Annotated in this window: 25 protein-coding genes and 7 pseudogenes; 8 read left to right on the top strand and 24 right to left on the bottom strand. The window is 65.2% G+C overall.

Features of this window, described 5'->3' with window-relative positions:
* Window positions 1-27: 27 nt before the first annotated feature.
* From tsf to phaR, 3 genes and pseudogenes are all read right to left on the bottom strand, one after another.
* Window positions 28-956, bottom strand: a pseudogene (gene tsf / locus E6W36_RS13740) (translation elongation factor Ts).
* 142 nt (window positions 957-1,098) lie between these two features.
* A pseudogene (gene rpsB / locus E6W36_RS13735) lies at window positions 1,099-1,918 on the bottom strand (30S ribosomal protein S2).
* A 418-nt stretch (window positions 1,919-2,336) separates the two neighbouring features.
* Window positions 2,337-2,891 carry a polyhydroxyalkanoate synthesis repressor PhaR gene (gene phaR / locus E6W36_RS13730; RefSeq protein ID WP_222872952.1) on the bottom strand — a complete coding sequence of 185 codons (555 nt, stop codon included), beginning with the start codon at window positions 2,889-2,891 and terminating at the stop codon, window positions 2,337-2,339.
* A gap of 134 nt (window positions 2,892-3,025) precedes the next feature.
* Between phaR and E6W36_RS13725 the strand changes: the two genes are divergently transcribed.
* The 3 genes and pseudogenes from E6W36_RS13725 to E6W36_RS13715 all read left to right on the top strand — a co-directional run bounded on the left by E6W36_RS13725 (window position 3,026) and on the right by E6W36_RS13715 (window position 6,143).
* The gene (locus E6W36_RS13725) at window positions 3,026-4,156 is read left to right on the top strand and encodes an alpha/beta fold hydrolase (protein ID WP_222872951.1); all 1,131 of its coding nucleotides are present in this window, start codon (window positions 3,026-3,028) and stop codon (window positions 4,154-4,156) included.
* A gap of 113 nt (window positions 4,157-4,269) precedes the next feature.
* Window positions 4,270-5,441: pseudogene (locus E6W36_RS13720) on the top strand (acetyl-CoA C-acetyltransferase).
* A 9-nt stretch (window positions 5,442-5,450) separates the two neighbouring features.
* Window positions 5,451-6,143 (top strand): class I SAM-dependent methyltransferase, encoded by a 693-nt coding sequence (locus E6W36_RS13715; RefSeq protein WP_222872950.1) that lies wholly within the window; start codon window positions 5,451-5,453, stop codon window positions 6,141-6,143.
* Here the strand turns inward: E6W36_RS13715 and E6W36_RS13710 are convergent.
* The 3 genes and pseudogenes from E6W36_RS13710 to E6W36_RS13700 form a co-directional block, all read right to left on the bottom strand.
* On the bottom strand, window positions 6,140-7,111 hold the full coding sequence (locus E6W36_RS13710) for a threonine dehydratase (RefSeq protein WP_222872949.1): 972 nt from the start codon (window positions 7,109-7,111) through the stop codon (window positions 6,140-6,142). The genes E6W36_RS13715 and E6W36_RS13710 overlap by 4 nt on opposite strands.
* Window positions 7,112-7,699 (bottom strand): annotated as a pseudogene (gene metW / locus E6W36_RS13705) (methionine biosynthesis protein MetW).
* Window positions 7,696-8,607, bottom strand: coding sequence for an alpha/beta fold hydrolase (locus E6W36_RS13700; protein WP_246047733.1), 912 nt, complete (start codon window positions 8,605-8,607; stop codon window positions 7,696-7,698). The pseudogene metW and the gene E6W36_RS13700 overlap by 4 nt, the downstream one beginning before the upstream one ends.
* A gap of 406 nt (window positions 8,608-9,013) precedes the next feature.
* Here E6W36_RS13700 and hisC point away from each other — a divergent pair, with 406 nt between their 5' ends.
* Together hisC and E6W36_RS13690 are read left to right on the top strand one after the other, a co-directional pair.
* The gene (hisC, locus tag E6W36_RS13695) at window positions 9,014-10,105 is read left to right on the top strand and encodes a histidinol-phosphate transaminase (RefSeq protein ID WP_222872948.1); all 1,092 of its coding nucleotides are present in this window, start codon (window positions 9,014-9,016) and stop codon (window positions 10,103-10,105) included.
* Window positions 10,102-11,009: pseudogene (locus E6W36_RS13690) on the top strand (prephenate/arogenate dehydrogenase family protein). Before hisC ends, E6W36_RS13690 begins: the two are co-directional and overlap by 4 nt.
* Here E6W36_RS13690 and E6W36_RS13685 read toward each other — a convergent pair.
* The 8 genes and pseudogenes from E6W36_RS13685 to ftsE all read right to left on the bottom strand — a co-directional run bounded on the left by E6W36_RS13685 (window position 10,954) and on the right by ftsE (window position 14,864).
* The gene (locus E6W36_RS13685) at window positions 10,954-11,475 is read right to left on the bottom strand and encodes a DUF2125 domain-containing protein (protein ID WP_425459739.1); all 522 of its coding nucleotides are present in this window, start codon (window positions 11,473-11,475) and stop codon (window positions 10,954-10,956) included. The pseudogene E6W36_RS13690 and the gene E6W36_RS13685 sit on opposite strands and share 56 nt — an antisense overlap.
* A 32-nt stretch (window positions 11,476-11,507) precedes the next feature.
* Window positions 11,508-11,660 (bottom strand): hypothetical protein, encoded by a 153-nt coding sequence (locus tag E6W36_RS13680; RefSeq protein WP_222872947.1) that lies wholly within the window; start codon window positions 11,658-11,660, stop codon window positions 11,508-11,510.
* Window positions 11,661-11,715: 55 nt separating this feature from the next.
* On the bottom strand, window positions 11,716-11,988 hold the full coding sequence (locus E6W36_RS13675) for a hypothetical protein (RefSeq protein ID WP_222872946.1): 273 nt from the start codon (window positions 11,986-11,988) through the stop codon (window positions 11,716-11,718).
* Window positions 11,985-12,554 carry a lysophospholipid acyltransferase family protein gene (locus tag E6W36_RS13670; protein ID WP_222872945.1) on the bottom strand — a complete coding sequence of 190 codons (570 nt, stop codon included), beginning with the start codon at window positions 12,552-12,554 and terminating at the stop codon, window positions 11,985-11,987. The genes E6W36_RS13675 and E6W36_RS13670 overlap by 4 nt, the downstream gene beginning before the upstream one ends.
* Window positions 12,554-12,694, bottom strand: coding sequence for a hypothetical protein (locus E6W36_RS13665; RefSeq protein WP_222872944.1), 141 nt, complete (start codon window positions 12,692-12,694; stop codon window positions 12,554-12,556). The genes E6W36_RS13670 and E6W36_RS13665 overlap by 1 nt, the downstream gene beginning before the upstream one ends.
* Window positions 12,691-13,251 (bottom strand): YdcF family protein, encoded by a 561-nt coding sequence (locus tag E6W36_RS13660; protein WP_222872943.1) that lies wholly within the window; start codon window positions 13,249-13,251, stop codon window positions 12,691-12,693. Before E6W36_RS13660 ends, E6W36_RS13665 begins: the two co-directional genes overlap by 4 nt.
* Entirely contained in the window at window positions 13,248-14,084 is an 837-nt protein-coding gene (locus E6W36_RS13655; RefSeq protein WP_222874542.1) for a cell division protein FtsX, read from the bottom strand. The genes E6W36_RS13660 and E6W36_RS13655 overlap by 4 nt, the downstream gene beginning before the upstream one ends.
* Window positions 13,981-14,864: pseudogene (gene ftsE, locus E6W36_RS13650) on the bottom strand (cell division ATP-binding protein FtsE). Before ftsE ends, E6W36_RS13655 begins: the two are co-directional and overlap by 104 nt.
* Before the next feature lie 365 nt (window positions 14,865-15,229).
* Between ftsE and E6W36_RS13645 the strand changes: the two are divergent.
* Window positions 15,230-16,123, top strand: a complete 894-nt coding sequence (locus E6W36_RS13645; protein ID WP_222872942.1) for a zinc-ribbon domain-containing protein — start codon at window positions 15,230-15,232, stop codon at window positions 16,121-16,123.
* A gap of 58 nt (window positions 16,124-16,181) precedes the next feature.
* Window positions 16,182-16,547 (top strand): response regulator, encoded by a 366-nt coding sequence (locus E6W36_RS13640; protein WP_222872941.1) that lies wholly within the window; start codon window positions 16,182-16,184, stop codon window positions 16,545-16,547.
* Window positions 16,548-16,618: 71 nt separating this feature from the next.
* Here the strand turns inward: E6W36_RS13640 and E6W36_RS13635 are convergent, their stop codons facing one another.
* Both E6W36_RS13635 and E6W36_RS13630 read right to left on the bottom strand, forming a co-directional pair.
* Complete coding sequence (locus E6W36_RS13635; protein ID WP_222872940.1) at window positions 16,619-17,002, bottom strand: DUF779 domain-containing protein; 384 nt, start codon at window positions 17,000-17,002, stop codon at window positions 16,619-16,621.
* 155 nt (window positions 17,003-17,157) lie between these two features.
* Window positions 17,158-17,871 (bottom strand): TorF family putative porin, encoded by a 714-nt coding sequence (locus E6W36_RS13630; protein WP_222874501.1) that lies wholly within the window; start codon window positions 17,869-17,871, stop codon window positions 17,158-17,160.
* Window positions 17,872-18,168: 297 nt separating this feature from the next.
* Between E6W36_RS13630 and E6W36_RS13625 the strand changes: the two are divergent.
* Window positions 18,169-19,109: pseudogene (locus E6W36_RS13625) on the top strand (IS630 family transposase).
* A gap of 34 nt (window positions 19,110-19,143) precedes the next feature.
* Here E6W36_RS13625 and E6W36_RS20930 read toward each other — a convergent pair.
* The 8 genes from E6W36_RS20930 to E6W36_RS13595 form a co-directional block, all read right to left on the bottom strand.
* Entirely contained in the window at window positions 19,144-19,716 is a 573-nt protein-coding gene (locus E6W36_RS20930) for an aldehyde dehydrogenase family protein (RefSeq protein ID WP_281277342.1), read from the bottom strand.
* A gap of 25 nt (window positions 19,717-19,741) precedes the next feature.
* Window positions 19,742-21,607, bottom strand: coding sequence for an aldehyde dehydrogenase family protein (locus E6W36_RS23620; protein ID WP_425459642.1), 1,866 nt, complete (start codon window positions 21,605-21,607; stop codon window positions 19,742-19,744).
* Between the two features lie 313 nt (window positions 21,608-21,920).
* Window positions 21,921-22,181, bottom strand: a complete 261-nt coding sequence (locus E6W36_RS13610; RefSeq protein ID WP_222872939.1) for a hypothetical protein — start codon at window positions 22,179-22,181, stop codon at window positions 21,921-21,923.
* A 20-nt stretch (window positions 22,182-22,201) separates the two neighbouring features.
* The gene (locus E6W36_RS19385; protein ID WP_246047724.1) at window positions 22,202-22,429 is read right to left on the bottom strand and encodes a hypothetical protein; all 228 of its coding nucleotides are present in this window, start codon (window positions 22,427-22,429) and stop codon (window positions 22,202-22,204) included.
* A 20-nt stretch (window positions 22,430-22,449) separates the two neighbouring features.
* Entirely contained in the window at window positions 22,450-22,779 is a 330-nt protein-coding gene (locus E6W36_RS19380; protein WP_246047721.1) for a peptidase dimerization domain-containing protein, read from the bottom strand.
* Window positions 22,728-23,522: an amidohydrolase gene (locus E6W36_RS19375; RefSeq protein ID WP_246047719.1), complete on the bottom strand. Its 795-nt coding sequence runs from the start codon at window positions 23,520-23,522 to the stop codon at window positions 22,728-22,730. The genes E6W36_RS19380 and E6W36_RS19375 overlap by 52 nt, the downstream gene beginning before the upstream one ends.
* A 64-nt stretch (window positions 23,523-23,586) precedes the next feature.
* Window positions 23,587-25,134 carry a methyl-accepting chemotaxis protein gene (locus E6W36_RS13600; protein ID WP_222872938.1) on the bottom strand — a complete coding sequence of 516 codons (1,548 nt, stop codon included), beginning with the start codon at window positions 25,132-25,134 and terminating at the stop codon, window positions 23,587-23,589.
* Window positions 25,115-25,444 carry a hypothetical protein gene (locus tag E6W36_RS13595; RefSeq protein ID WP_222872937.1) on the bottom strand — a complete coding sequence of 110 codons (330 nt, stop codon included), beginning with the start codon at window positions 25,442-25,444 and terminating at the stop codon, window positions 25,115-25,117. The genes E6W36_RS13600 and E6W36_RS13595 overlap by 20 nt, the downstream gene beginning before the upstream one ends.
* Between the last annotated feature and the right edge of the window lie 123 nt (window positions 25,445-25,567).

Below are 25,567 nucleotides of genomic sequence, written 5' to 3'. Positions count from 1 at the left end.
GTAACGCGGCCCCGATTGCAGCGGAATTTACCGGCCGGCGGCCGCAGCCACTTCGGCAGCAAAGTCAGTTGCCGCCTTCTCGATGCCCTCGCCGAGCTGGAAGCGCACGAAACCGGTGAGCGCGACGGGCTGGCCGATCTCCTTGGCGGCCTGCGCCACCACGTCCTTGACCGGGGTCTTGCCGTCCATGACGAACAGCTGATTGACCAGCGTGTTGTCCTTCTTGAACTTGGCGACCGCGCCGTCTGCGATCTTCTCCAGCAGGTTTTCCGGCTTGCCGTCCGTGCGCGCCTTCTCGATGGCGATGTCGCGCTCGCGCGCCAGCAGGCTCGGGTCGACGCCGGTCTCATCAAGCGCGACGGGTGCCGCAGCGGCGACGTGCATCGCCAGCTGTTTGCCCAGCGTCTCAAGCACCGATGCCGGCGCCGGGGACTCAAGCGCTACCAGCACGCCGATCTTGCCCAGCCCATCGCCGGCGGCGTTGTGGACGTATGACGCGACCAGACCGCTCGACACGCTGAGCTGCGCGGCGCGGCGCAGCGACTGGTTCTCGCCGATGGTCGCGATGTTGTGGGTGATCTGATCCTTGACCGTCGGGCCAGGCTCGCCCGGATAGCTGGCCGCGAGGATGACATCCACATCGCCGCCGATTTCCAGCGCGATGCCGGCCGTTGTGCGCACGAAGCCCTGGAACTGCTCGTTCTTGGCGACAAAGTCGGTCTCGGAGTTGACCTCCACCACGGCGCCGGTGTTGGCGCCGGTCGCAACGCCGACCAGACCTTCCGCGGCCGTGCGGCCCGCCTTCTTGGTCGCAGCCGCCAGGCCCTGGCGCGCAGCCAGTCGACCGCCGCTTCCAGATCGCCGCCGGCCTCGGTCAGCGCCTTCTTGCAATCCATCATGCCTGCGCCGGTCTTTTCGCGCAGTTCCTTGACGAGGCTTGCTGAAATCTCAGCCATGACGACCACCCTTCCTGTTAACCCAGTGTGTATGAATGCGCCGCATGGCGCGCGGCAGCACGGCGCACGTACGCAATGCCATCCTCAGCGCCATGCCGCGAAATTGTGACAGTTACGCGACAGTCACGCGAGAAACCTGAATTCAGGCCTCTGCGGCATCCGCGGTCAGCGCCTGCTCGACGTCGACGATCTGCGGTTCGACCGGTGCTTCCTCGGCGAGCGCGGTATCCGCGACCGGTGCGTCCATCGCGCCGACATCGACGCCATAGTCCGACTGGCGCTGCTGCTTGCCATCCAGAATGGCGTCAGCAATGGCGTCGCAGTAAAGCTTGATGGCGCGGCTCGCGTCGTCGTTCCCCGGGATCGGGAAGGCGATGCCGTCCGGCGCGCAGTTGGAATCGAGGATCGCGACCACCGGGATGCCGAGCACGTTGGCTTCCTTGATCGCGATGTCTTCCTTGTTGGTGTCGACCACGAACATGATGTCCGGCAGGCCGCCCATGTCGCGGATACCGCCCAGCGACTGGTACAGCTTGTCGCGATCGCGGGTCATCTTGAGGACTTCCTTCTTGGTCAACCCATGGGTCGAGCCGCCAAGAGTTTCCTCCAGCGATTTCAGGCGACGGATCGAGCCGCCGATGGTCTTCCAGTTGGTCAGCATGCCGCCGAGCCAGCGGTGGTTGACATAGAAGTGGCCGCTGCGGGCCGCAGCCTCGGCGATCGGCTCCTGCGCCTGCCGCTTGGTGCCGACGAACAGCACCTTGCCGCCCTGGGCGACCGTCTCGCGCACGAACAGCAGCGCGCGCGACATCAGCGGCACGGTCTGCGAGAGATCCATGATGTGGATGCCGTTGCGCGCGCCGAAGATATACGGCGCCATGCGCGGGTTCCAGCGGTGAGTCTGGTGGCCAAAGTGGGCCCGCTTCCAAAAGCTGCGCCAGCGTGACGACAGGTATCGCCATCGATATGCTCCTTCTCAGTTGTGCCTCCGCGCGAAATAACCCGTGCAACCCTGCGGACAGCGTTGCCCGGGCACTGAAAGCAGCCCGCGCGTGTGTGATGGGGGCGCTCATAGCCCCTCGCCGCGAAAGTCAAGCAGCAAGGCGCATCCGGAGCACGGCCCGGTGAGCGATCGGCTCGATCAAGGTCTAAAGCATCTCGCCTTAAATGCGACCCAGGGCTGGGATCGAACGCAGTGTGCATTAAAGGAGAAAAGATGCTTTAGATTCACAGATATATAGAGCAACTTTGGACTTTAAGTCTGCTGTGTGCATGCCATCGGGCTGGTGCAGATTTAAAGTCCGTTGCTCTCGTGCCGTTCTCGAATCTGGAATCCAACCATGCCTGATATTGGGTGTAACGGATTTCAGATTCGGGACACTAGCCAAGCTTTTCCATCTTGGCGCGCAGGGCTTCCATCTGCGCCTTCAGCTCGTTGATTTCCTTCAGCGTCGCCGGGGTCTGTTCGGTCACGCCGTCCTTGCGGCCGGTGAACATTTCGGTCGCTGCCTCGAACATCGCCATGTTCTGCTTGGCAAGCTGCTCGAACGGGCCGAACGCAGTGCCGGTGAAGGTGCCCTGGAGCGCCTTGCGGAACTGCTCCTGATTGCGGCGGAAGGCATCCATGCTGGCGTCGAGGTAGGACGGCACCATCGCCTGCAGGCTGTCGCCATACATGGAAATGAGTTGGCGCAGGAACGAGACCGGCAGGATGGTCTGGCCGCGGCTCTCTTCCTCGACGATGATCTGGGTGAGAACCTGGCGGGTGATGTCGTCCCCGCTCTTGGCGTCGACAACCTTGAACTCGCGGTTCTCCTTCACCATCAGCGACAGATGATCCAGCGTGATGTAGCTGGAAGTCTCGGTGTTATAGAGACGCCGATTGGCGTACTTCTTGATGATGATGGGCGTGACGGGAGACGGCGCGTCGGTCATCGTTTTCTCTTCGTGCGGTCGCAGTGTTAGGCCGTTCATAACATGGCTTATTGTGCAGTGCCACACAAACGGCGAGATAATTTTGCGCACAAACGCAGCGCGGTCCGCACCCGCTTGGCGTCTGGCTCCATCATGTGCTGGGTTCTTCGTGCCCGCCGGAACGCCGGCAGACGCTGCTGTCGGCCGTGCGCGCCTATCAGCAGCACCCTCACCGACGCCGGGCGCGCGCACGGCCTGCAGCATTCGCACTCGGCGGCATGCGCGTGCTGGATTACGGCGGTGACGGACCACCGGTGCTGCTGGTTCCCTCGCTCATCAACCCCTCCTGGGTGCTGGATCTGGAGCCCAGACGCTCGCTTGTGCGGGACTTGCGCCAGCGCGGGCATCGCTGCTTTCTGATCGATTGGGGCGAACCCACGGGCGAGGAGCTGGGCTTCGACATCGGCGACTATATTACCCGGCGCCTGCTCCCGGTGATCAGCGCGCTGCCGGGTCCGCTGGCGCTGGTCGGCTATTGTCTGGGCGGCACCATGGCCCTTGCTGCAGCGCAACTGGCCGCAGACCGGGTGCGCGCGCTTGCCCTGATCGCAGCACCCTGGCGGTTCGCCGCCTATCCGGGCGACAGTCGACGGGCGCTCGAAGACTTCTGGCGCCAGCATGAGCCGGCAGCGCGCCAGCTTGGCCGGCTGCCGATGGAAATCCTGCAACTGGCGTTCTGGGCGCAGGATGCGGAAAGCACCGGGCAGAAATACATCGACTTCGCAGCACTCGACCCGGACAGCGCCGCCGCCCGGCGTTTCGTGCTCCTGGAAGACTGGGCGAACAGCGGGCCGCCGCTCGCCTATCCTGCGGCGCGCATGTGCTTTGAGGATTTCTTTGCCGCCGACATGCCTGGCCGGGGCTGTGGCGCGTCGGCGACCAGACGATCAGCCCGGACCGGCTCAAAGCCCCGATGGCGATCTTCGCCGCCAGTCGCGACCGGCTGGTGCCGGCGGCCGCCGCGCCTTCCGTGGCGCAGGGACACGGTTTCAGCCGCACGCTGGAGCTCGGCCATGTCGGCATGGTCGTCGGCTCGCAGGCCCGCCGCCAGCTCTATGCGCCGCTCTCGGCCTGGCTCCAGGGGACCATCGTCTAGAGACTGCTTGCTGCGGACCGAGTCGTCATTGCAAGGCGCGTTTGCGCCCAAACACTCCGGGGCATGTGTTTCCATGGATCGCCATCCCGGCTTTTGCCGGGACAGGCTCAGCCTTGCAGCCTCGCGATGACGGCTGTGCTTCAATCCAAACCGTTCAGGCACTCGCCGGGCCGCGCTTGTGTTAACGGCGTCACTGTGTAGGGTATGCGCCTACATCGAGACTGAGTTCCTGGGGAGACCATTATGACCGATATCGTCATCACGTCCGCCGTCCGTACCCCTGTCGGGGCGTTTCTTGGCGGTTTCGCAAATACCCCTGCCCATGTTCTGGGCAAGACCGTGATCGTCGAGGCGCTGAAGCGCGCTGCCGTCGAGGCGCAGGACGTCTCGGAAGTGATCCTTGGCCAGGTGTTGACCGCCGCACAGGGCAGAACCCCGCCCGCCAGGCCTCGATCGCCGCCGGCCTGCCGATCGAGGTCCCGGCCTGGAGCGTCAATCAGGTCTGCGGTTCCGGCCTGCGCGCGGTTGGCCTTGGCATGCAGGCGATCGCCAATGGCGATGCCGCCATCGTCGTCGCCGGCGGGCAGGAAAGCATGAGCATGTCCCCGCATGCCGCGGCGCTGCGTGCCGGCCAGAAGATGGGCAACCTCGACTTTGTCGACACCATGATCAAGGACGGCCTGTGGGACGCCTTCAACGGCTATCACATGGGCATCACGGCAGAGAATGTCGCCGAGCGCTGGCAGATCACCCGCGACGCGCAGGACGCTTATGCCGTCCAGTCGCAGAACCGCGCAGAAGCCGCCCAGAAGGCCGGCCGCTTCAAGGACGAGATCGCACCCGTGACCGTCAGCGGCCGCAAGGGCGATACGATCGTCGACACCGACGAATACATCCGCCATGGCGCAACACTCGAGGCCGTGCAGGGCCTTAAGCCGGCGTTCAAGAAGGACGGATCGGTCACCGCCGCCAACGCCAGCGGGTTGAACGATGGCGCTGCCGCCCTGGTGCTGATGACGGCGGCTGAAGCCGCACGCCGCAACGCGCCGGTCCTCGCCCGCATCGCCTCCTTCGCATCCACCGGTGTCGACCCGGCGATCATGGGCATCGGCCCGGTGTCGGCGAGCCGCAAGGCGCTGGAGAAGGCCGGCTGGAGCGTCGCCGACCTCGACCTCATCGAGGCCAACGAGGCGTTCGCCGCGCAAACCTGCGCGGTCGCCAAGGACCTCGGCCTTGATCCGGAGAAGACCAATGTCAACGGCGGTGCCATCGCGATCGGCCACCCGATCGGGGCTAGCGGCGCGCGCATTCTCGTCACCCTGCTCCACGAAATGCAGAAGCGGAATGCGAAGAAGGGCCTGGCCACGCTGTGCATCGGCGGCGGCATGGGCATCGCCTTGTGCGTGGAGCGGTGATCTGCCGCCGTGCGGCCTGACGCGCAACGCCTGAACCGCTTTTACAGCTCTGGGGTTGGTCTGCGGGTCGCACGCGCGGTGCGTGCCCGCATCGCCCCGCTCTGGAACCTGAATGCCCGGACCCGCCTGCTGGGGCTTGGCTATTGCGCGCCGTTCGTCGCCGGGCTGACCGACGTCTGCGAGCGCGTGGCGCTCGGCCACCCGGCGCGTCAGGGCGTCGACCGCTGGCCGGTTGGCGCGCCCAACCGGGCGGTGCTGCTTGACGACCTCGCCCTGCCCTTCCACGATGCGCTGTTCGATGTGGTTCTATGCGTGCATCTGCTCGACTTCGGCGACCCGGTGCGCCATCTGCGCGAAATCTGGCGGGTTCTGGCCCCGGGCGGACAGTTGATCCTGGTGCTGGCCAACCGGTCCGGCGTCTGGACCCATTTCGATGCGTCGCCGTTCGGGGCCGGGCGACCGTTTACGCCGAGCCAGATCACCGTCCAGCTTGAGGAATGCATGTTCGGCCTGCGCCGCTGGGACACCTGCCTGGTGATGCCGCCGCGCCGCTGGCTGATGCCGCTGGAACCGCTCGCCTACTGGCTGGCGCCGGAACTCGGCGGCCTGATGGTGATCGATGCGGAAAAACTGGACGGCCCGGCCGCCATCCCGGCCGGCGGCAAGCGCCTGCGGGTCGCGCAGCCAGCCCCGACCATTTAGAAGGGCTGCGGCGTCGCACCGGCCAGTACCTGGGCGAACAGGGCGGTATCCACATTGCCGCCGCAGGCGATCACGGCGGCCCGCTTGCCGCGCATGGCCGCTCGCTCCTGCATCAGGGCTGCCAGCGGCGCTGCACCCGCGCCCTCGATCACCTGCCGGGTGTCCTCGAAGTAGACGCGCATGGCGTCTGCTACCTGTGCGTCCGCAACAGTCGCCACCCGCACGCCGCCGCGGCGCGCCAGATCGACCACCGCCTGAACCGGCGCACGGGTCGCCATGCCATCCGCGAAGGTTCGGGCCGCAGGGCCAACGCAGGCGACGCCACTGGCAAAGCTCTGCGCAAACGCCGGCGCGCCCTCCACGGTCACGCACACGACTTCGGTTGCCAGGCCCAGCAGGTCGCGGGTCATGGTCACAGCGCTGAGCCCCGAACCCATGCCGATCGGCACGTAGACCGCGTCAAGCGGCGGTGCCGCCGTAAACAGCTCCAGTGCGTAGGTTGCGACCCCACACACCAGATCGGCGTGGAAAGACGGCACCAGATGCGCGCCGTGCTCGGTCGCGAAATCTTCCGCCGCCAGTTTGGCCTCGTCGAAGTCCTCGCCGGCTTCAATCAGGGTCGCGCCCCAGGCGCGCATGGCCCGGTTCTTGGCCGGGCTGTTGCCGTGCGGCACGAAGATCGTCACCTCGAGCCCGGCCCGTACACCGGCCAGCGCGATGCTCTGGCCGTGGTTGCCGCGCGTCGCCGAGACCAGGTGCCGTACGGCGGGCGCGCGCGCCTTCAGCCGCTCGACGTAGACCAGGCCGCCGCGCACCTTGAAGGCACCGGTCGGTGTCATGTTCTCATGCTTGACCCAGGCGTCGAGTCCCAGCCGCTCGCACAGCAGCGGCCAGCGATACTGAGGCGTAGGCGGCATCGTCGCGTGCACGATGGTAACGGCGTCATCGAGATCGGCGCGCGTGAACATTCATTCTCTCCCCAACAGAAAAACCGCCTCATCGGCGCACAGATTGGCGAATGCTGCGCTCCGCAGGCCCGTTGGAGAGATAGCGCGCCTGTTCGACCCGCCACCCCATCGAAGCGACAAGCTCAAAGAAATCCGCGATGGTGCACAGGTGGATATTGCCAGTGTCGTACCAGGTGGCCGGCAGCGCCGGGGTCATCGGCATGCGCCCGTTCAGCAGCAGGCCGCGGCGCACCCGCCAATGGCCGAAGTTCGGGAACGAGACGATGGCCCGCCGGGCGATGCGCAGCAGCTCAGCCAGAACCCGGTCCGGGCGCTGGGTCGCCTGCAGGGTGCGGCTGAGGATCGCGATGTCGAAGGCGTCGCTGGGGTAATCGGCGAGGTCCGCGTCGGCGTCGCCCTGGATCACCGAAGCGCCACGCGCCACGGCATCCGCCACATTGCGCATGGACAGCTCGATCCCGCGCGCATCCGCCGCCTTGTGGTCTCTCAGGTGGGCGATCAGCGCGCCGTCGCCGCAGCCGACATCGAGCACCCGGCGCCATGCGGCACCAGATCGGCGATCAGGGCAAGGTCCGCACGCAGACTCATTGGCGGGCCGCCGCGTCCATGAAGCCACCGGCCACGCGGAACAGTTCCGGCACCTCGAGCAGGAACGCGTCATGCCCGAACGGGGTGTCGATCTCGACGAAACTGACTGGCGCGCCACAGGCGTTCAGGGCATGGACGATCCGGCGAGACTCGGCGGTCGGATACAGCCAGTCCGAGCTGAACGAGACCACACAGAAACGCGTATCACGCGCCGGTCGCAGGGCTTCCGCCAGACTCACGCCGCGATTCTCGGCCAGATCGAAATAGTCCATCGCCCGGGTGATGTAGAGGTAGGAGTTGGCATCGAACCGCTCGACAAAGCGGATGCCCTGATGACGCAGGTAGCTTTCCACCTGGAAATCGGCATCGAAGCCGAACGAGACCTGGGCGCGGTCCTGCAGGCTGCGGCCGAACTTGGCGGTCAGCCCGTCCTCGGACATGTAGGTGATGTGCGCCGCCATGCGCGCCACCGCCAGTCCGGCGCTCGGCCCCTCATCCTGCCCGTAATAGTCGCCGCCGCGCCAGTGCGGGTCTGCCATGATCGCCTGCCGCCCGACCTCGTGCAGCGCGATGTTCTGCGCCGAGTGCCGCGCCGTGGTCGCGAGCACGACGGCATTGCGCACGCGTGCCGGGTAGCTTGCCGCCCACTCCAGCACCTGCATGCCGCCCATGGAGCCGCCGACCACGGCCAGCAGCCGCTCGACCCCAGATGGTCGAGCAGGGCCGCCTGGGCGCGCACCATGTCGCGCAGCGTGATGACCGGAAAACGCAGGCCGTAAGGCTGGCCCGTCGCCGGATCGGTCTCCTTGGGGCCGGTCGACCCCATGCAGCCGCCAAGTACGTTCGCGCAGATCAGGAAATAACGCGCCGGATCGAGCACGCGGCCAGGCCCGACGAAGCTGGTCCACCAGCCGGGCTTGCCAGTGATCGGGTGCGGGCTGGCGACATGCTGGTCGCCGGTCAGCGCATGGCAGATCAGCACGGCGTTGCTGCCGTCCGGGTTCAAGATGCCGTAAGTCTCGTAGGCGACGGTGACCGCACCAAGCGATGCGCCACCATCCAGCATGAGCGGCTGGGCGAGCGTGAAACTGCGGTTGAGGCCGAAGCGGCTGTCGAATTGGGGAGCGGACGCCATCCCAGATGCGCTAGCGGCGCACCCCGCCACGGTCAATGGCCTGACACACGCCGGGTTTACTCCCGCACGCAGGCGCTGCTAAGTCTGCGCCGATTTTGATGACCATCATGACGGTGAAAACTGGAATCACGGGATTCCAGCCGCGCCGGATGACCTGGGTCTGCCTGAGGGAGTTCTCGATGATCGCACCGCGCCCCAACACCTGGCTGGACGCGCTCCACGCCTATGTGCCCGGCAAGTCAAAGGCCGGCGGGGATTGCCCGGTCGTCAAGCTGTCCTCCAACGAGAACCCGCTGGGGCCGAGCCCGCGCGCCGTTGCCGCCATGGCCGCAGCAGCAGGCGATGCGCACCGTTACCCGGACCCGACAGCGCGGTTGCTGCGGGGTGCGCTGGCGGACCTGCATGGGCTGGACCCGGATCGGATCGTCTGCGGCACCGGCTCCGACGAACTGCTGACTCTGGTCGCCCAGGCCTATGCCGCGCCCGGCGACGAGGTTCTGTACGTGCGCCATGGCTTCATGGTCTATCCGATTGCCGCGCGGCGCTGCGGCGCACTGCCGGTCGAAGCGCCGGACACCAACTACACCGCCGATGTCGATGCGATTCTGGCGCAGGTCACCGGCAAGACCCGCGTGGTCTACCTCGCCAACCCGAACAACCCGACCGGGACCGTGATCCTGCGCGATGCCGTGCGACGGCTGCATGCCGGCCTGCCGAGTTCGGTCGTGCTGGTCCTCGATGCCGCCTATGCCGAGTATATCGACCATCCGGACTACGACTCCGGGCTGGACCTGGCGAAGACCGCGCCCAACGTGCTGCACACGCGCACCTTCTCCAAGATTTACGGCCTCGCGTCCGAACGGATCGGCTGGGCGACCGGCCCGCGGGCGATCATCGACACGCTGAACAAGATCCGTGCGCCCTTCAATGTCAGCACCACCGGGCAGGCAGGCGCTGTCGCCGCGCTGGCGGATACGGCATGGGTCGCGCAGGCCAAGGCGCACAACGACCACTGGCGCACACGGCTGACGCAGGCGTTCAGCGCGTTGGGCCTCAACCCCGTGCCGAGTGCCGCCAACTTCATCCTGGTGCATGTCCCTGAAGGCTTGGGCGTCTCGGCCGCGCAGGCGAATGCGTATCTTGAAGAGCATGGCGTGCTGGTGCGCTATCTGCCGAACCAGGGCCTGCCGGACTGCCTGCGCATCAGCATCGGCACCGAGGCCGAGAACACCCGCATGCTTGAGGTTCTAAGCGCGTGCCTGAAGCTCTGAGTTTTCGCCGTGTCGCGCTCATCGGCGTCGGGCTGATCGGCTCGTCGCTGGCGCGCGCCTTACGCCAGCATGCGCCTGGCGTGCATGTCGCGCTCCATGATGCCGACCCGCGACACGCGGGCGGATCGAAGCGCTTGGTCTTGGCGACAGCCGGCATGCGGACGTTGCGGGTGCTGTCGCCGAGGCGGACCTCGTCGTCTTGTGCGTACCGGTCGGTGCGACGGCGACTGTCGCCGCCGCCATCGCGCCGCATCTGGCGCACGGCGCGGTGGTGTCCGATGTCGGCTCGGTCAAGCAGGCAGTGCTGAGCGCCCTGAGCACGGCACTGCCCGCCCATGCGCACATCGTCCCGGCCCACCCGGTCGCCGGTACGGAAAAGTCCGGCCCGGACGCCGGGTTCGCAAGCCTGTTCGCTGGCCGCTGGTGCATTCTGACGCCGCCCGCCGATGCAGACCCAGACGCGGTGGCGCGGCTGCGCGCGCTCTGGGAAGCGCTGGGCGCGCGCGTCGACGTAATGGATGCGCGCCACCACGACCTGGTGCTGGCGGTCACCAGCCATGTCCCGCATCTGATCGCCTATACCATCGTCGGCACCGCATCCGACTTGGAGACGGTGACGAAATCCGAAGTGATCGCCTATTCCGCAGGCGGTTTCCGCGACTTCACCCGCATCGCCGCCTCGGACCCGACCATGTGGCGCGACGTGTTCCTCAACAATGGCGAGGCTGTGCTGGAGATCCTCCAGCGCTTCAGCGAGGACTTGACGGCGCTGCAACGGGCGATCCGCTGGAAGGACGGTCAGGCGCTCTACGATCTGTTCAGCCGCACCCGCGATATCCGCCGGTCGATCATCGACGCAGCACAGGACACGGCTGCGCCGGATTTCGGACGGGAGCACCGCTGATCGGCAGCTGGCGCGCATCCAGCACCAGCGCGCCGTCCTCCAGGCGCAACGGCAACGCGATCGGATGCTCGTGGTGCCCCGGCGGCGCAGCATCGACAGGCACCCCGACCAGAGTCAGCGCCTGCTGCGGACATGGGCTGTTCAAGGTGCCGGCGCCAATCAAGCGCCGCGCGCCATTCAGCGCCAGGGTGGCCTGTGCGCTCGCCATCTCGTCTTTGCCCTGCTTCAGTTGCAGGGTGTACAGTTCGATCGTACCGCCGGCTTGCCGCCACGGCTCCACGATCGGCGCACCGGGCTTGACCCTGGGATCGCCGGTCACGCCGAGGCTGGCCATCAGAGTCAGCGGCTGTGCGCCCTTGCCGAACGCCACGCCCTCGCCGCGCAGGAAGAATTCCAGAAATACCGGCCCGGTCGGGCTCTTGTCGCCGCGCGGGCGGTTCAGCGCCGCCGTCTCCCGCCCGTGGATTTCCAGCCGGTCAAACGTTGCGGTGGTGCCGCTCAGCCAGGGGTCAACTGCAGCGTGCCCTTCTCGAACACCAGCGACAGCCGCTCGACGCCGCGCGCGTTGGTGCTGAGGCTGGCGCGCGCCTGCGCCGCCTCGACGTTAAGGGCAAGGCCGCCGCTGATCGCCTTGCTGACCAGCTCCAGCACCGGGCGGTCGATGGCGGCGATGGTCAGGTCCTCACGCCAGGGCTGCTGGTTGGCCTCAAGTGCCGCCCCTTGAGTATGAGCCGATAGTCCGGCCGCACCCGCTCCAGCGCCCCGTCCTTGATGCTTGCCTGCAGGCGATAGGAAAACCACCATAGCTGACGGCACCGCCCTTGAGCGTGAACGGCGGCGTCGCTTGCCCCAGTACGGCAGACATGCGGCCGCGATAGTCCTCCAGCCGGGTGAGCCAGTAGCCGAAATACCCGGCGACGGCCAAGCCGAGCGCCAGCGCCAGCGCGGCAATCCGGTGGCGCTTCCAGGAAAGGCTCATCTTCGCGCATCCTCATGGTTCAGACTGTTGATCCCGGCATAGAGGGCCGCCAGCATGGTCTTGCGCCCCAGACTCGCCGCAAGCGGCGGGTGCGCCACAACCGCGACGACGCCTGGGCGCTTCAGGAACTGCTTGCGTCCCCAGCACAGGCCGCTGTTCAGCGCAATCGGCACCACGGTCGCACCCAGCTGGCTGGCGACCGCCACGATCCAGGCTTCAGCTCCGGTGCCGCACCCGGCGGCGTGCGCGTGCCCTCGGGAAGATCGCCAGCGGCCGCCCCTTGGCGACCGCCGCCTCTGCTGCGTGCAGCATGGCGCGCAGCGCCGGCGCCCGGCATCGCGGTCGACCAGGATATGCCCGCCGCGCACCGCATACCAGCCGATCACCGGCATCCTGCGCAACTCCCGCTTGAGCACGAACACCGGCGAGCAAGGCTGCGCGACCATGATGATGACATCCAGCGAAGACTGGTGCTTGGGCGCGAGGATCACCGGCCCCGCCGGCAGATCGCGCAAGTCCGGCCCCTCGACCCGGATGCCGACGACGACACGCACCAGGACCAGCATCAGCCGCCCCAGCTGCGCATGACCCAGCAGGTCGCCTGTTCCGACCAAAGCGTCAGCGGCAGAAACAGCAGGCCCATCACCACCGTCAGCAGAGCCGCCAGCACATCGAACAGCAGCGCACGAACAAAACGCAGCATCATGGAGCGCGGCCCGGCGTGACAGTCACGATCGCCAGCCGAAGCAGGTACTTGGTGTATTCACTGACGACGATGAGCGGCCGGCGTGTGCTCCGCACCGGGTCGGACACGATCTCGACCCGCGGCATCGCGGCGCGGAACTCCAGCATGGCGCGCGGCATATGCACGTCGCTGGTCACCAGGCGCAGGCTGCGCACCTTGTTCTGTCGTACCCAGGCCAGCGTCTCGTTGGCGTTGCCGATCGTGTCCTCCGCTGTACGCCCGAGCGTCACGCAGCAAGCGAACAGCGGCCCGGGGATATCATACTGCTGGCGGATATCCTCGGCGGGGACATCGGCATGCACGCCCGAAATCAGCAGCAATTGTGCCTTGTGCGCCTTCAGCAGTTCGGCGGCGCGCGCAACGCGGCCGTTGCCGCCGGTCAGCACCACGATGGCGTCGGTGCGCAATTGGGCCGTCTGCCCGTCAGGCAGCAACGCAGCGAACAAGCCCAGCCCGCCGAGCACCGCGCTCAGCAGGCAGGCCAGCGCCACCAGCCCTCCGGCGGCGCGGCGCCTCATGGCAGCGCCTTCAGCGTGGCGAACACGGTCACGCGTGCAGCGACGAGGGTCATTGCGGCAATCAACGGCAGCAGCAGAAGCAGCGCCGCGAGCGTCCAGGGTCCGACCAATGGTCCGGCAAGCAGCCCCTCGACCAAAGACCCCGCAAGCGCGCCGATGCCCCAGAGGCTCAGCATCGCAAGCACGACGCCAATCGCCCCGCCCTTCAGGCCCTGCAGGAAAAACTGCCGCTGGATATCGGCGGCGATCGCGCGATCCGGCGCGCCCAGCATATGCAGGATCTCGATGGCGTCGCGCTGTTCTGCAAGCGCAGTGCGCGTCGTCACGCTCACGACCGCGATCAGCGCCGCCCCGACCAACACCAGAATCCAGACGCCAAAGCCACGCGCCGCGCCAGCCAGCCGCGCCAGCTCACCCAGCCACTGGGCATGGTCGTCGACCCGCGCGCCGGGTGCGGGCTCTTTGAGCTGCGCGCGCAGTCCGGCGACGTCGAGCGCATCATGCCGCCTGGCGACAACATCGATCAGCGTCGGCACCGGCAGCCCGGCCTTGATCGCCTCCCGGCCGATCCATGGCTCGAGGAGCTGTTCCGCCGCCTCTTCCGGCAGGACAGCGGCGGATTCGACACCGGGAAAATTCCTGATGAGGGCAAGCGCTGCGTCGACCTGCAGGTCGCGCCGTACCCGGTCCGCATCGACGATCTGTACCGTCAGACGGTTGGACAGACCCTCATCCCAGTGCGACGTCGCGACCGCCAGCGCGAGCACGAAGCCGACGGCGAGCGCCATGAGATAGGCCATCGCCGCGATCACCTGATGCGCCCGCAGCACCACCTCCGGCGGCTTGGGCAGCAGCCGCGCGCTGCTGGCACCCAGAATTTCCTGCACCCGCCCCATCAGCGCAGGCCCCGCGGCAGCGGCTTGTCCCAGCCGCCGGCGGCGTCCAGCCCGGCGGGGCGAGCGCGCCGCGATCCAGGTTGATGATATTGGCACCGGCAATACGCGAAATCAGATGCATGTCGTGGGTGGCGATCACCAGGGTCGTCCCGAGCCGGTTCAGTTCCATGAACAGCCGCAGAAGCCGGCCAGCCATTTCCGGATCGACGTTGCCGGTCGGTTCGTCGGCCACCAGCAGTTCCGGCTGGCCGATCACGGCGCGGGCGATTGCGACGCGCTGCTGCTCCCCGCCTGAGAGCGTTGGCGGGCGCGCCTGCGCCCGGTCGGTCAGCCCCACCCAATCGAGGAGTTCGCCAACATGTTGACGCACCGCCCCTCCTCGACGCCGCGCACGCGCAACGGCACGGCAACGTTGTCGAAGGCGGACAGATGATTGAGCAGGCGGAAATCCTGAAACACAACGCCGATACGCTGGCGCAGGCCCGGCCGCATATCCCGCTTCATGGTGACGACATCGTGGCCGAAGATGGAAATCAGGCCGCGGGACGGCTGCTGCGCCAGATACAGCAGCTTCAGAAGGCTGGTCTTGCCTGCGCCAGAGGGGCCGGTGAGGAAATGCAGGGAGCCCGCGTCCAGGCGCAGACTGATATCCCGCAGAACTTCCGCGCCGGTTCCATAGCGCAGTCCGACGTTTTCGAATTTAACTACCGTAGTCACTGGCGACGTTCCGTTTGCCCCGTCATTGCATGTCCATCAGGCAGCGTCCAGTGGAGCGAAACTGACATTTGAGTCCCGAGTGCAGACAGGCTGGCGCTCAAATGTCAAATTCAAAAGCTCCACTAGAAACAGAGGGTTGCCAGTGGTCCCGATGACTCCGACATTTGCTCTCGAGCGCGCGGCCGCAGGATGCAAATGTCGGAGTCGGACCACCAGCATGCGGGCAGGCAAGCGGCTTGCGCGCCGCGCTGCGCGAAAATATCGTCAATGCTGCAAGATGCCTTGAAATTATCATCTGGCCTGTCATAGCCGTGACGGCAGAACGAATGCCCTGTAGTATGAGGCGTCAAGGAAAGTAACCCGTCATGATTATCGTCTGCCCGAGTTGTACAACGAAGTATCTGGTAGCAGACACAGCGATTGGGCCCGCCGGCCGCACCGTGCGCTGCGCCGCCTGCAAGCACTCCTGGCACCAGGCTCCGCCTCCTGAGGAAGCCCAGCGCGATCTCGTCGGCCACGCCGCCAAGCCCGCGCAGGCCGCAGCGCCGTCGTCCGACCGTTTCCGCTGGGAGGAAACGGAGCAGCGCGAAGCACCGGTGGAGGAACCGCGCGCCCGCCCGAACCTGGCCGACGACGCCGAACCGCCGAGCTGGGCGCAGGAGCCGCAGGTCGAGGAGCAGCCGCAGGACGATTCCCACTGGAGCTTCCAATCCCAGCCGTCGATCAGCGTCAGCACCTGGCGCACCTCGCAGAACGCCGCGAAGGTCGGCGCCGCTCAGCGCAGCAAGTTCCGCCGCAATCCGGAGGTGTTCTGGGGCCGGGTCGCCGCCGTACTGTTCGTCGGTCTGGCGGGGTTGAACCTGGTCCTTTGGGGCCACAGCCCGATTTCCCGCAGCGACCTTCAACGCACCCTCGGCCTGAAGGCCGGCGCGGACGAGGCGATCGAACGCGCCGCCAAGAACCTGCGGATCAGCTACCCGCCGCCGCCGCCGCCGACCGAGGTCGCCAACGGCCGCTGGCTGCAGACCATTCAAGGCAAGATCGAGAACCCGACCGCTGAAGTCCTGCAGCTGCCGCCACTGCGCGGCGTGATGCTCGATGCGGAAGGCAACACCGTGCACACGTGGCAGTTCCGCACCACCCAGAACCAGATTCTTGCCGGTCAGAGCATCACGTTCACGACGGTCGTCGAGGACTTCCCGCCGACTGCTCGTCGCCTGCGGATCACCTTCGACGGCACGCAGGACTCTACAACCTGAAACCCCGGCTGACGGGATGTGCCATCGCACCCTGCCCAGCCTGCGGAACGGATAAGTTATGGCGCGCATCCTCGTGGCTGAAGACGACGTGGCGGTCCGCGACTTCGTGGAGCGCGGCCTGAAAGCGCTTGGGCACGGCGTGACAGCCGTTGCGAACGGCGGCGACGCCTTTGCGCTGCTCCAGCAGGACAGCGATTACAGCCTGCTGTTGACCGATATCGTCATGCCTGTGATGGACGGCATCGCGCTGGCGCTGAAGGTCGCCGACTCCTGGCCGGATCTGCCGATCCTGATGATGACCGGTTTTTCCCACGAGCGCCAACGCGCGCACAACCTGGATGCGCTCATTACCGAAGTGATCGAAAAGCCGTTCACGCTCGACCAGCTCGACAAGGCAGTCAAACGCGCGCTCCAGGCAGCGTAACGGTTCGCCGGCAGCCGAAATATCTGTGCAAATGCGCTGTTCAGCCCCGGCATTCGGTGGATGGGTTGACGCTATTCGGCTGCATCCAGTGCCGCGATCTCCTCCGGCGTAAAGGCGCGGCTGCGTGCCAGGAAGCGGCGTTCTGTGCCGTTATCCAGACTGAACATCCCGCCGCGGCCATCGACGACGTCGAGGATCAGGCACGTGTGCTTCCACACATCAAACTGGCGCTCGCCAATATAGACCGGGGTACCGGCGACTTCACCCAGCAGCACATCGCTGGCCCCAACACGGAATTCGCCGCGCGGGTAGCACATCGGGCTGGAACCATCGCAACAGCCACCCGATTGGTGGAACAACAGGTCGCCGTGCTGCGCGCGAATTTCCTTGATCAATGCGACTGCGGCATCGGTTGCCAGCACGCGCTGCGGAACATTATGCAATCTTTCGGTCATCGAACTCTCCCTATGCTGGAGCTTGCGGAGTTCGACGGCTCCGCAAGCCCGAATTACGCGTCCCGAGGGTGATCCACCGGTCAATCGCCGGCTGGCCGGCCGGCCCCGGCGGTGATGCAATGACGCACCGCGATGGGACCAGCCGGGAACGGGAGTTAGAAGGTTTTGCTGATCGAAGCGACTACGGCCTCGCGTGTGATATTATTGCCAGTGAAGGAAATCACGCGCGGTGCGTCCGAACCGATATAGTGGATACTCCAGTCCAGCCCGAATTGGCGTAGCGTCGCGCTCAAATCCCAATCGACTTTCCCACCCTGGCTCAACACCCGGGCACCCTTTTCATACCCGATGGTCGCACCCAGCGTGACGGGCAGCTTGGGCACCGCCAGCGTCGTGGTACTGTAGTAATAGGCACTGCTGCCGGTTTCGCCCGACGAGCGACGCACGCCATCGCTATCCTGCTTCGGCGCGAAATAGGCACCGAGCGTCTGCGTTACCGGGCCAAATTTCTTGCTGGCCGAACCATAGATTTCCAGGAACGACAAGTTGCTGTCTTCGGGGAACAAATATGCCACGACGCCAACATTGACACCGACACCGCCGATATTGCGCTGATAGCCGCCATACAGGGCGATTTCAGAGGAATCACCTTCGACTGCCGAAAACGCGCTGCCCCACGCCGTCACGTAGAAGCCCGATTTGTGCGCGGCCGTGATGCTGCCTTGAATCGTTTCACGGCCGTTGTTCAGCGAGATGCCGCGGAAGCGGTAATCGGTGGCGAACCCCACGGTCGCCGACGTCGTCAGCGCCGGCGTTTCCGGTTTGGGTGCGGGTTGTTCGGTGCCATCCTGCGCGTGTGCGGCCCCGATGCGGCGACCAGCATCGCCGTACCCAGCGCACCGCCGGCAATCGCGCGAACAAACACGCTAATTGAAACGTCAAAATTCCCTTCATTTACCCTTCTCCCATCATATTTAATTATTGTTATTTGTAGTTCAATTACGCAAAGAACTACCCATCGCAGCGACATATGTCGGCTACGTGCAAATACAGAACAAAATGGGCGGAGCGCTTAGAGCGGTTTTCGAGCGGTCTGAATCGAAAGGGATTCCCTTGCGGGCTGATTTCTGATTCATCATTTACGCTGGTGAAGGAGGCCAGGATGGATGGGTCAGCCTTTGTCGATGGATTTGCGCAAGCGGCTTTTGGCGGCGATTGATCAGGGATGAGTTGTCGCGCGGCGGCGGCGGTTCGGAGTCGCGCCCTCGACCGCGATCCGTTGGCAGGGGCAACGCCGGACAACCGGCGGCTTTGCTCCCAAGCCGCAAGGGGCGACATGCGTTCGCGCCGGGTCGAAGAGCGGCGGGCGGATATTCTTGCGATCTGGGAAGCGCGCAAGGACATCTCGCTTGAAGAACTGCGTATAGCGCTGGTCGAGATCGGCTTGCACGTCTCCGTGGCCGGGCTTCACCGCTTCTTTGCGCGCCACGGCATAACGCGCAAAAAGACTGGCCACGCGATTGAGCAGGATCGCCCCGACGTCCTGAAGCAGCGCCTGGACTGGTTCGAGGAACAGATCGACCTCGAACCAGAGCGCCTCGTGTTCATCGACGAGACGTGGACCGCGACCAACATGACCCGCAGCCATGGCCGCTGCCCGAGAGGCGAGCGCTTGCGAATGGGCTATCCGCATGGGCATCGCAAAACCACGACGCTGGTTGCGGGCCTGCGCATGACGGGCATGGTGGCACCGATGGTGCTCGACGGCCCGATCAACGGCGACTGGTTCGAGGCCTATGTTACCCAGGTGCTCGTGCCCGAATTACGGACCGGCGATGTCGTCATCATGGACAATCTGTCGAGCCACAAGCGCGCCTCGGTCCGCGAAAGGATCGAGGCGGCAGGCGCGAGCCTGATGTTCCTCCCACCCTATAGCCCCGACTTCAACCCCATCGAAAAGGCGTTCTCGAAGCTCAAAGCCATGCTCAGAAAAATCGGCGAACGCACCGTCAGTGGCCTTTGGGAACTCATCGGCAGGCTCGTCGATATCTTCCAGCCCAACGAATGCGCCAACTACTTCAGTTCGTGCGGATATGATCCAGACTGATCGACAAACGCTCTAACGCCCCGCCCATTTAATTTTACTTAGAAGAACCCCAGCTTCTTTGCGCTATAGCTGACCAACATGTTTTTGTCTGCTGGTAATGGTCAAGCATCTTGAGGTGATTTTCGCGGCCGACGCCCGATTGCTTATACCCACCGAATGCCGCGTGGGCGGGATAAGCATGGTAGCAGTTGGTCCACACGCGGCCTGCCTCAATCGCACGGCCGAAGCGGTAGCAGATGTTGGCATCGCGGCTCCACACGCCGGCACCCAGGCCATAAAGCGTGTCGTTCGCGATCTCGAGCGCTTCATCATGATCCTTGAACGTCGTGACCGACAGCACCGGACCGAAGATTTCTTCCTGGAAGATGCGCATGCGGTTGTTGCCGCGGAACACCGTCGGCTGGACATAATAGCCGCCCGCAATATCGCCGTCGAAGCGCGCCGCCGCACCGCCGGTCAACAATTCGGCACCTTCCTGCTTGCCGATATCGATGTACGACAAGATCTTGTCGCGTTGTTCCGAACTGGCCTGAGCACCGATCATGGTGTCCATGTTCAGCGGGTTGCCGGCCTTGATCGCCTCGACCCGGCGGATCGCGCGTTCCATGAAGCGGTCATAGATTTTTCGTGGATCAACGCGCGGCTGGGCGCGGTGCACACTTCGCCCTGGTTGAGCGCAAACATCGCGAAACCTTCGATTGCCTTGTCCAGGTAATCATCGTCTTCGCGGCACACGTCTTCAAAGAAGATGTTCGGGCTTTTCCGCCCAGTTCCAGCGTCACCGGAATCAGGTTTTCGCTGGCATATTGCATGATCAGACGGCCGGTTGTGGTTTCACCGGTGAACGCGATCTTCGCAATCCGCTTCGAGCTGGCAAGCGGCTTGCCCGCTTCCAGGCCAAAACCGTTGACGACGTTCAACACGCCCGCGGGCAATAAATCGCCGACCAGTTCCAACCACACCATGATCGACGCCGGGGTTTGCTCCGCCGGCTTCAGCACCACGCAGTTACCCGCCGCCAGCGCCGGCGCCAGTTTCCACGCCGCCATCAGGATCGGGAAGTTCCACGGGATGATCTGCCCCACCACGCCCAGCGGTTCGTGGAAGTGATAGGCAACCGTGTCATGATCGATTTCGGAAATCCCGCCTTCCTGGGCGCGGATCGCGCCGGCGAAATAGCGGAAGTGGTCGATCGCCAGCGGAATGTCGGCGGCCATGGTTTCGCGCAACGGCTTGCCGTTGTCCCAGGTATCCGCAATCGCCAGGCGTTCCAGATTGTCTTCCATCCGGTCCGCAATGCGGTTCAGGATCAGCGCGCGTTCGGCAGGGCTGCTGCGGCCCCATGCCTGCTTGGCGGCATGCGCCGCGTCCAGCGCCATTTCGATGTCGACGGCCTGGCTGCGGGCAATCTTGCCGACCGGTTTGCCGGTGACCGGCGAGATATTGTCAAAATAGCGCCCGTCACGCGGCGCCACCCACCGACCGCCGATAAAATTGTCGTATTTTTCGGCGAAGGGTGCAGTCATCAGGGCTTCAGGGCTGGTAAGCATATCTATGGCAAAATCCTCCCGTTCCGCCGGGTCATCCCGGTCGTGAGGCACAATCTTTGTCAGTCCATGCGTGAGCGGAAGGCCGTCGTTTCCGTAATTGTCCGTATCCGTCTCACTATTGAGACAGATGCGGGCGACTTCGTTCAGCCGCGCGAAATCCCCGCCTTTTCCATGCGGCGATATAAGGTCGCCCGGCCAATCCCCAGTGATTTCGCCGCCAGGGTCGCGTTGCCATCCGCTTGAGCCAATGCCCGGCGCAACACGGCGCGTTCCGACTCGAGAAACGAATGGCCGCGGGCGCGCCAATACATCCGCCGCGCTGCGCCGACCGTTCAAACAGGCATCGGTCAGGCTGAACCGGTGTCGCGCCGCCTGCGTGGCACCGATGATCAAATCGTCGCGATCCACCGCGAGCAACGCCGTGTCGCCACCGGCCAGATTGGCGTCGACGATGCGATTGCCTTCAAAATAACGGCAGAAAATTCCGCGCTCGATTCGCCGCGCGGCATCCTGGGCGATTTTCTGTACCAGCGCCGCCATGGCGACCGAATGATCATCGCGGCAGCTGGAAATATCCAGCACGCCCACCAACCGCCCCGCGGCATCATAGACTGGCGCGTCCATGCAGCTGATCCCGGTATTGCGGCTGGCAAAATGTTCGTTGCGATGAATGGTGATCGGCCGTCCTTCGACCAGACAGGTGCCGATACCGTTGGTTCCCTCGCTGCCCTCGCTCCAGATGCCGCCCGGGGTCAGCCCCACGCGGTCGAACATCTCGCGGTCACCCGCCTGGCTGCGCACTTCCAGAATGACGCCATCATTGTCGGATAGCATCACGGCACACCCCGTCGCCGCAACCGTCTGGAGCAATTGGTCGAGCACCGGCCGCGCTACTTCGAGCATCAGGCCGTGGCGTTGCCGGCGCAGCGTCAATTCGCTGCCCGACACGATTTTGGCCCGCGCGCATCATCGACGCTCAGGCCGTGCTTGAGCCCCGACCGGCACCAACTGGCAGCGACAAGCGATTGCCCGGCGCGCGTCGGCGAACCGAGAACCTCTTCCACATCGTCCTGATGACGTCGCCCCACTGAGCAAATTTATATCATTGTACGCCGCTTGGCAAACCGGCTTTGGCTAGTCTCTCAGTTTGAAATTTTGCCGTTCACCCTGAGCTTGGACGGAAAGGCTGAGCGGCGGCTCTATGTTTTGTTTTACCGCGATTTCTTAATCGTCAGATGATGCCATCAGATTGGAAATCGCTCTAGGGCTGTGCAGCGCCCGGCATGGCGACCGCCTTGCAGCTTGGCGCCGCGCCGACCTGCGCCGAACAGAAGAGGACCTGGCTGGTGCGCGCATCGATCGCCCACATGGTGCTGGTCGTGCCGACCGTGGTCGCCGCTACATTGAGGGGCTGCGTTTTGCGCCCCGAACGGGCTTTGTGCCCGGCTGGGGCATCGGATACGATAACGGCCGCGGCGATCAAGGCGACCCCGCCGGCTGCGGCAATGATGATCCTGCGCATGGTCTTCTCCTGGAGTTGTCTCAGCGTCCCGGCATGAGATCGTACACGGCCAACACCATCGCGGCGACTCCGGTCTTGATCGTCGGCTCCGGCGCAATTTTGAACAGCGGCGAATGGTGGGAAGGCACCGGCGCGCCGCCGGCTTTCTCGCGGGCGAAATCTTCAGGCGACGTACCGCCGATCTGGAAATAGACGCCCTTCACCCCGGTTTCCGGGGCGGAGAGGTAGGCAAAATCTTCAGCGCCCATATTGTCGCGCGGTTTCTCGGTCACCGCATCGGCCCCAGGCCAGCCACAAGCGCCGCCTTGACCCGGCGAGCGGTCTCGGGGTCGTTGCTGGTTACCGGCGTCGACTCCTCGGGCGGATGGACCTCCGGCAGCTTGTCCTCGGGCAGACCGGCGACGTGCCCCATGTTCTGCGCAATCCGCCGGATGCCATCCAGAAGCTGCGCGCGCACCGCCTCGTTGTTGGAGCGCACCGTCAGCAGCAGCTCGACCTGATCCGGAATGATGTTGTTCTTGGTGCCGCCATGGATCGATCCGACCGTCACCACACCCGCCTCCAGCGGCGATTTCTCGCGTGAGACCAGCTGCTGCAAGGCGACCACGATCTCGGAGGCCAGCAACACTGGATCCTTGCCCCGGTGCGGCGAGCGCCGTGTGCGCCGACACCGTGGACGATGATGCTGAAATTGTCGGATGACGAATAGGCCGTCCCCTCGGGAACGCGGATCACGCCCGCCGGCAGACTCGAATCCACATGGAACGCCAGCGCATAATCAGGCTTGGGAAAGCGGGTATAAAGGCCATCCTTCAACATGGCGCTGGCGCCGCGCACCCGCTCCTCGGCCGGCTGGCCGATCAAGACCACTGTGCCCTGCCATTTGTCCTTGTGCGCCAGGAGCTGCCGCGCCGTGCCGACCAGCGCCGTGATATGGGTGTCATGGCCGCAGGCGTGCATCACCGGCTTCTCGACGCCGTCGATGTCGGTCTGCCGTAGCCTGGATGCGTTTGGCAGCCCGCTTTTCTCCTCGACGGGCAAGCCATCCATATCCGCACGGATCAGGACGGTCGGGCCATTGCCGTTGCGGATCACGCCGACGATGCCCGTGCCGCCGACCTTCTCGGTCACCGGGATGCCGAGCGCGCGCAGTTCCTGCGCCAGCCGCGCCGCTGTCTTGACTTCAAGGGTCGAGAGCTCCGGGTTGCGGTGAAAATAATCCCAGAGCGGCGCGAGCGACGTGCTGTAATCGCGCGCGATCGCCTCCTGCAGCGCTGGGTCGGCGGATGCGGGGCCGACCGCAACGCCAGCAAGGAGTAGAGACGCAAGGACCAAGCGCATGTTGCCTCCGGATGAGTTTCCAAAGGCGTCATCCTAACTGCTAAATCGGCAATAGCTACTGCCTTCAGGCGGCGCGCAGTTGCCCCTGCAGCCCCTCGATTTCGCCGGACAGGCGCTCCATCTCCGCCAGCACCGAGGTCATGCTGCCTCGCAGGCTGGCCGCCACCTGATCGCAGGTCTGGCTGGAGTCGCAGACGCTGGCAACGCCGGCGCTGATGTCGCGCGTCGAGTCGGATGCAGTCTGGATGTTGACGGCTATGTCGCGGGTCGCCGCCTGCTGTTCCGCCACCGCCGTCTCGATCTGCCGGGTTGCGTCGCTGGCGTCGTTGATGGTGCTGGCAATCGCAGCCAGCGCCGACAGGGCGTTGCCGACCCTGTTCTGGATCGCCGCGATCTGCTGGGAGACCTCTTCGGTTGCCCGCGCCGTCTCATTGGCCAGCGATTTCACTTCGGTCGCGACCACCGCGAAGCCTTTGCCGGCATCGCCGGCACGCGCGGCCTCGATGGTGGCGTTGAGCGCCAGCAGGTTGGTCTGGTCAGCGATGTTCTGGATCACGGAGACGATCTCGCCGATCCGCTGCGCCGAATCCTTCAGCAGCGCCATTGCCTGGTCGGACTGGCCGACCAGTTCGGTCGCGCGAACAGCGATTCCAGCAGTGCGCTCCACCTGCGCGCCAATGCTGCCGAACGAGACGCTGAGCTCCTCTGTCGCCGCCGCCAGCATGTCGACACTGGTTGCAGTTTGCGTGGCATTGTTCGAGACATGCCCGGTCTGCTGGACCATCGCCAGGGTGGCCTCGGCGACCATGTCGACACCCGTGCTCGCCTGATCGATCAACTGGCGGACATGCTTGATCGCACGCTGGACGGTCTGCTCCAGCTGGTCGGCGACCTGCGCCTGCGAGGCGCGCCGTGCATCCTCCTCGCGCTGCTGTGCGTCCAGCCGCGCCTTCGCTTCCGCCTCCGCTGCGCGTTCGCGCTCCCGGGCTGTTGCCTGCGCCTGCGCCTGCTGCTCCTCGCGCAGGCGCTCTGCTGCGTCCTGCGCCTCGCGGGCCAGCGCCAGGTTCGCCTGCGCATCGGCCAGTGCGGCACGCGCATCGGACAAGGCGCGGTCGATCACCCAGCACAAGCCGATCAGCGACAGCGACTCTGCCACGACGATCAGCGCATGCAGCACCACGCGAAACAGGTCGCTGCCATCCGGGAAGACTGCGGTCGGCAGTGCAAAGTTCAGCACCAGATGGTGAACCGCCGTCACCGTCGCCGCGACAAGGATGGTCCGCCAGCAGTAGAAGATCGCCAGCATCGCAATGGCGGCAAAATAATACATGTGCATGTCGATCATCCACGCGCGCGGCGCGACCAGCAGCATCGCCGAGGCTTGCAGAATGAGTGAGACAGCGATGGCATAGCGGGTCAGCGGCGTATCCGCTTCCCGCCTGTACAGCAGCGTCGGCGGCAGGCAGGCGACGGCGGACGCCAGCGCGACCGGAAGCGCGTCGGTCCCGAACATCCAGCCGAACGCCAGAATGGCGAGCGGATGCAGCCAGAGCCAGACGGTTAGGTTGCGGGCTGCCTCGGCGCGCAGGGTCTCAAGTCGGAATGTCAACATCGGCGCTACCCTTCGTAGAGGGAGAAATCGTACGCGAACCACAGCCAGCTAGCGCGCCGGCATCAAGCACAAGCCAGGCACCGGCCGCATAGACATCGGCAGGAGCAAGCCCCTCCGGCGCATCGACCAGCCAGACGCCGCCGACCATGCGGTCGATGAGCGCCACCTTGCGACCGGGCGCTCCAAAGACCAGCCAGCGCCCGCCTTCCTGCGGCAACACAGCCAGCACCATGAGCGGGAGTACGCTGATGGCTCCAAGCAGGGCGGCCGTTACAGCCACCCGTCCGGACGGGCTGGGCACCTTTGCCATGGGCCTCGCCCTAGCATGATTGCAGTTAATTCCCGGCTAAAGCATCTCGCCCTAAATGCGACCCACAGCCGGGATTAAGCGCCGTGTCGCATTTAAGGGGAAAAGATGTATTAGAATCAAAGA

The sequence above is a fragment of the Hankyongella ginsenosidimutans genome (genome assembly GCF_005144965.1).
In the GTDB taxonomy this organism is placed as follows: Bacteria; Pseudomonadota; Alphaproteobacteria; order Sphingomonadales; family Sphingomonadaceae; genus Hankyongella; species Hankyongella ginsenosidimutans.
The sequence above is the reverse complement of the archived record's forward strand: the minus strand, read 5'-3'. Positions and strand labels throughout refer to the sequence as shown.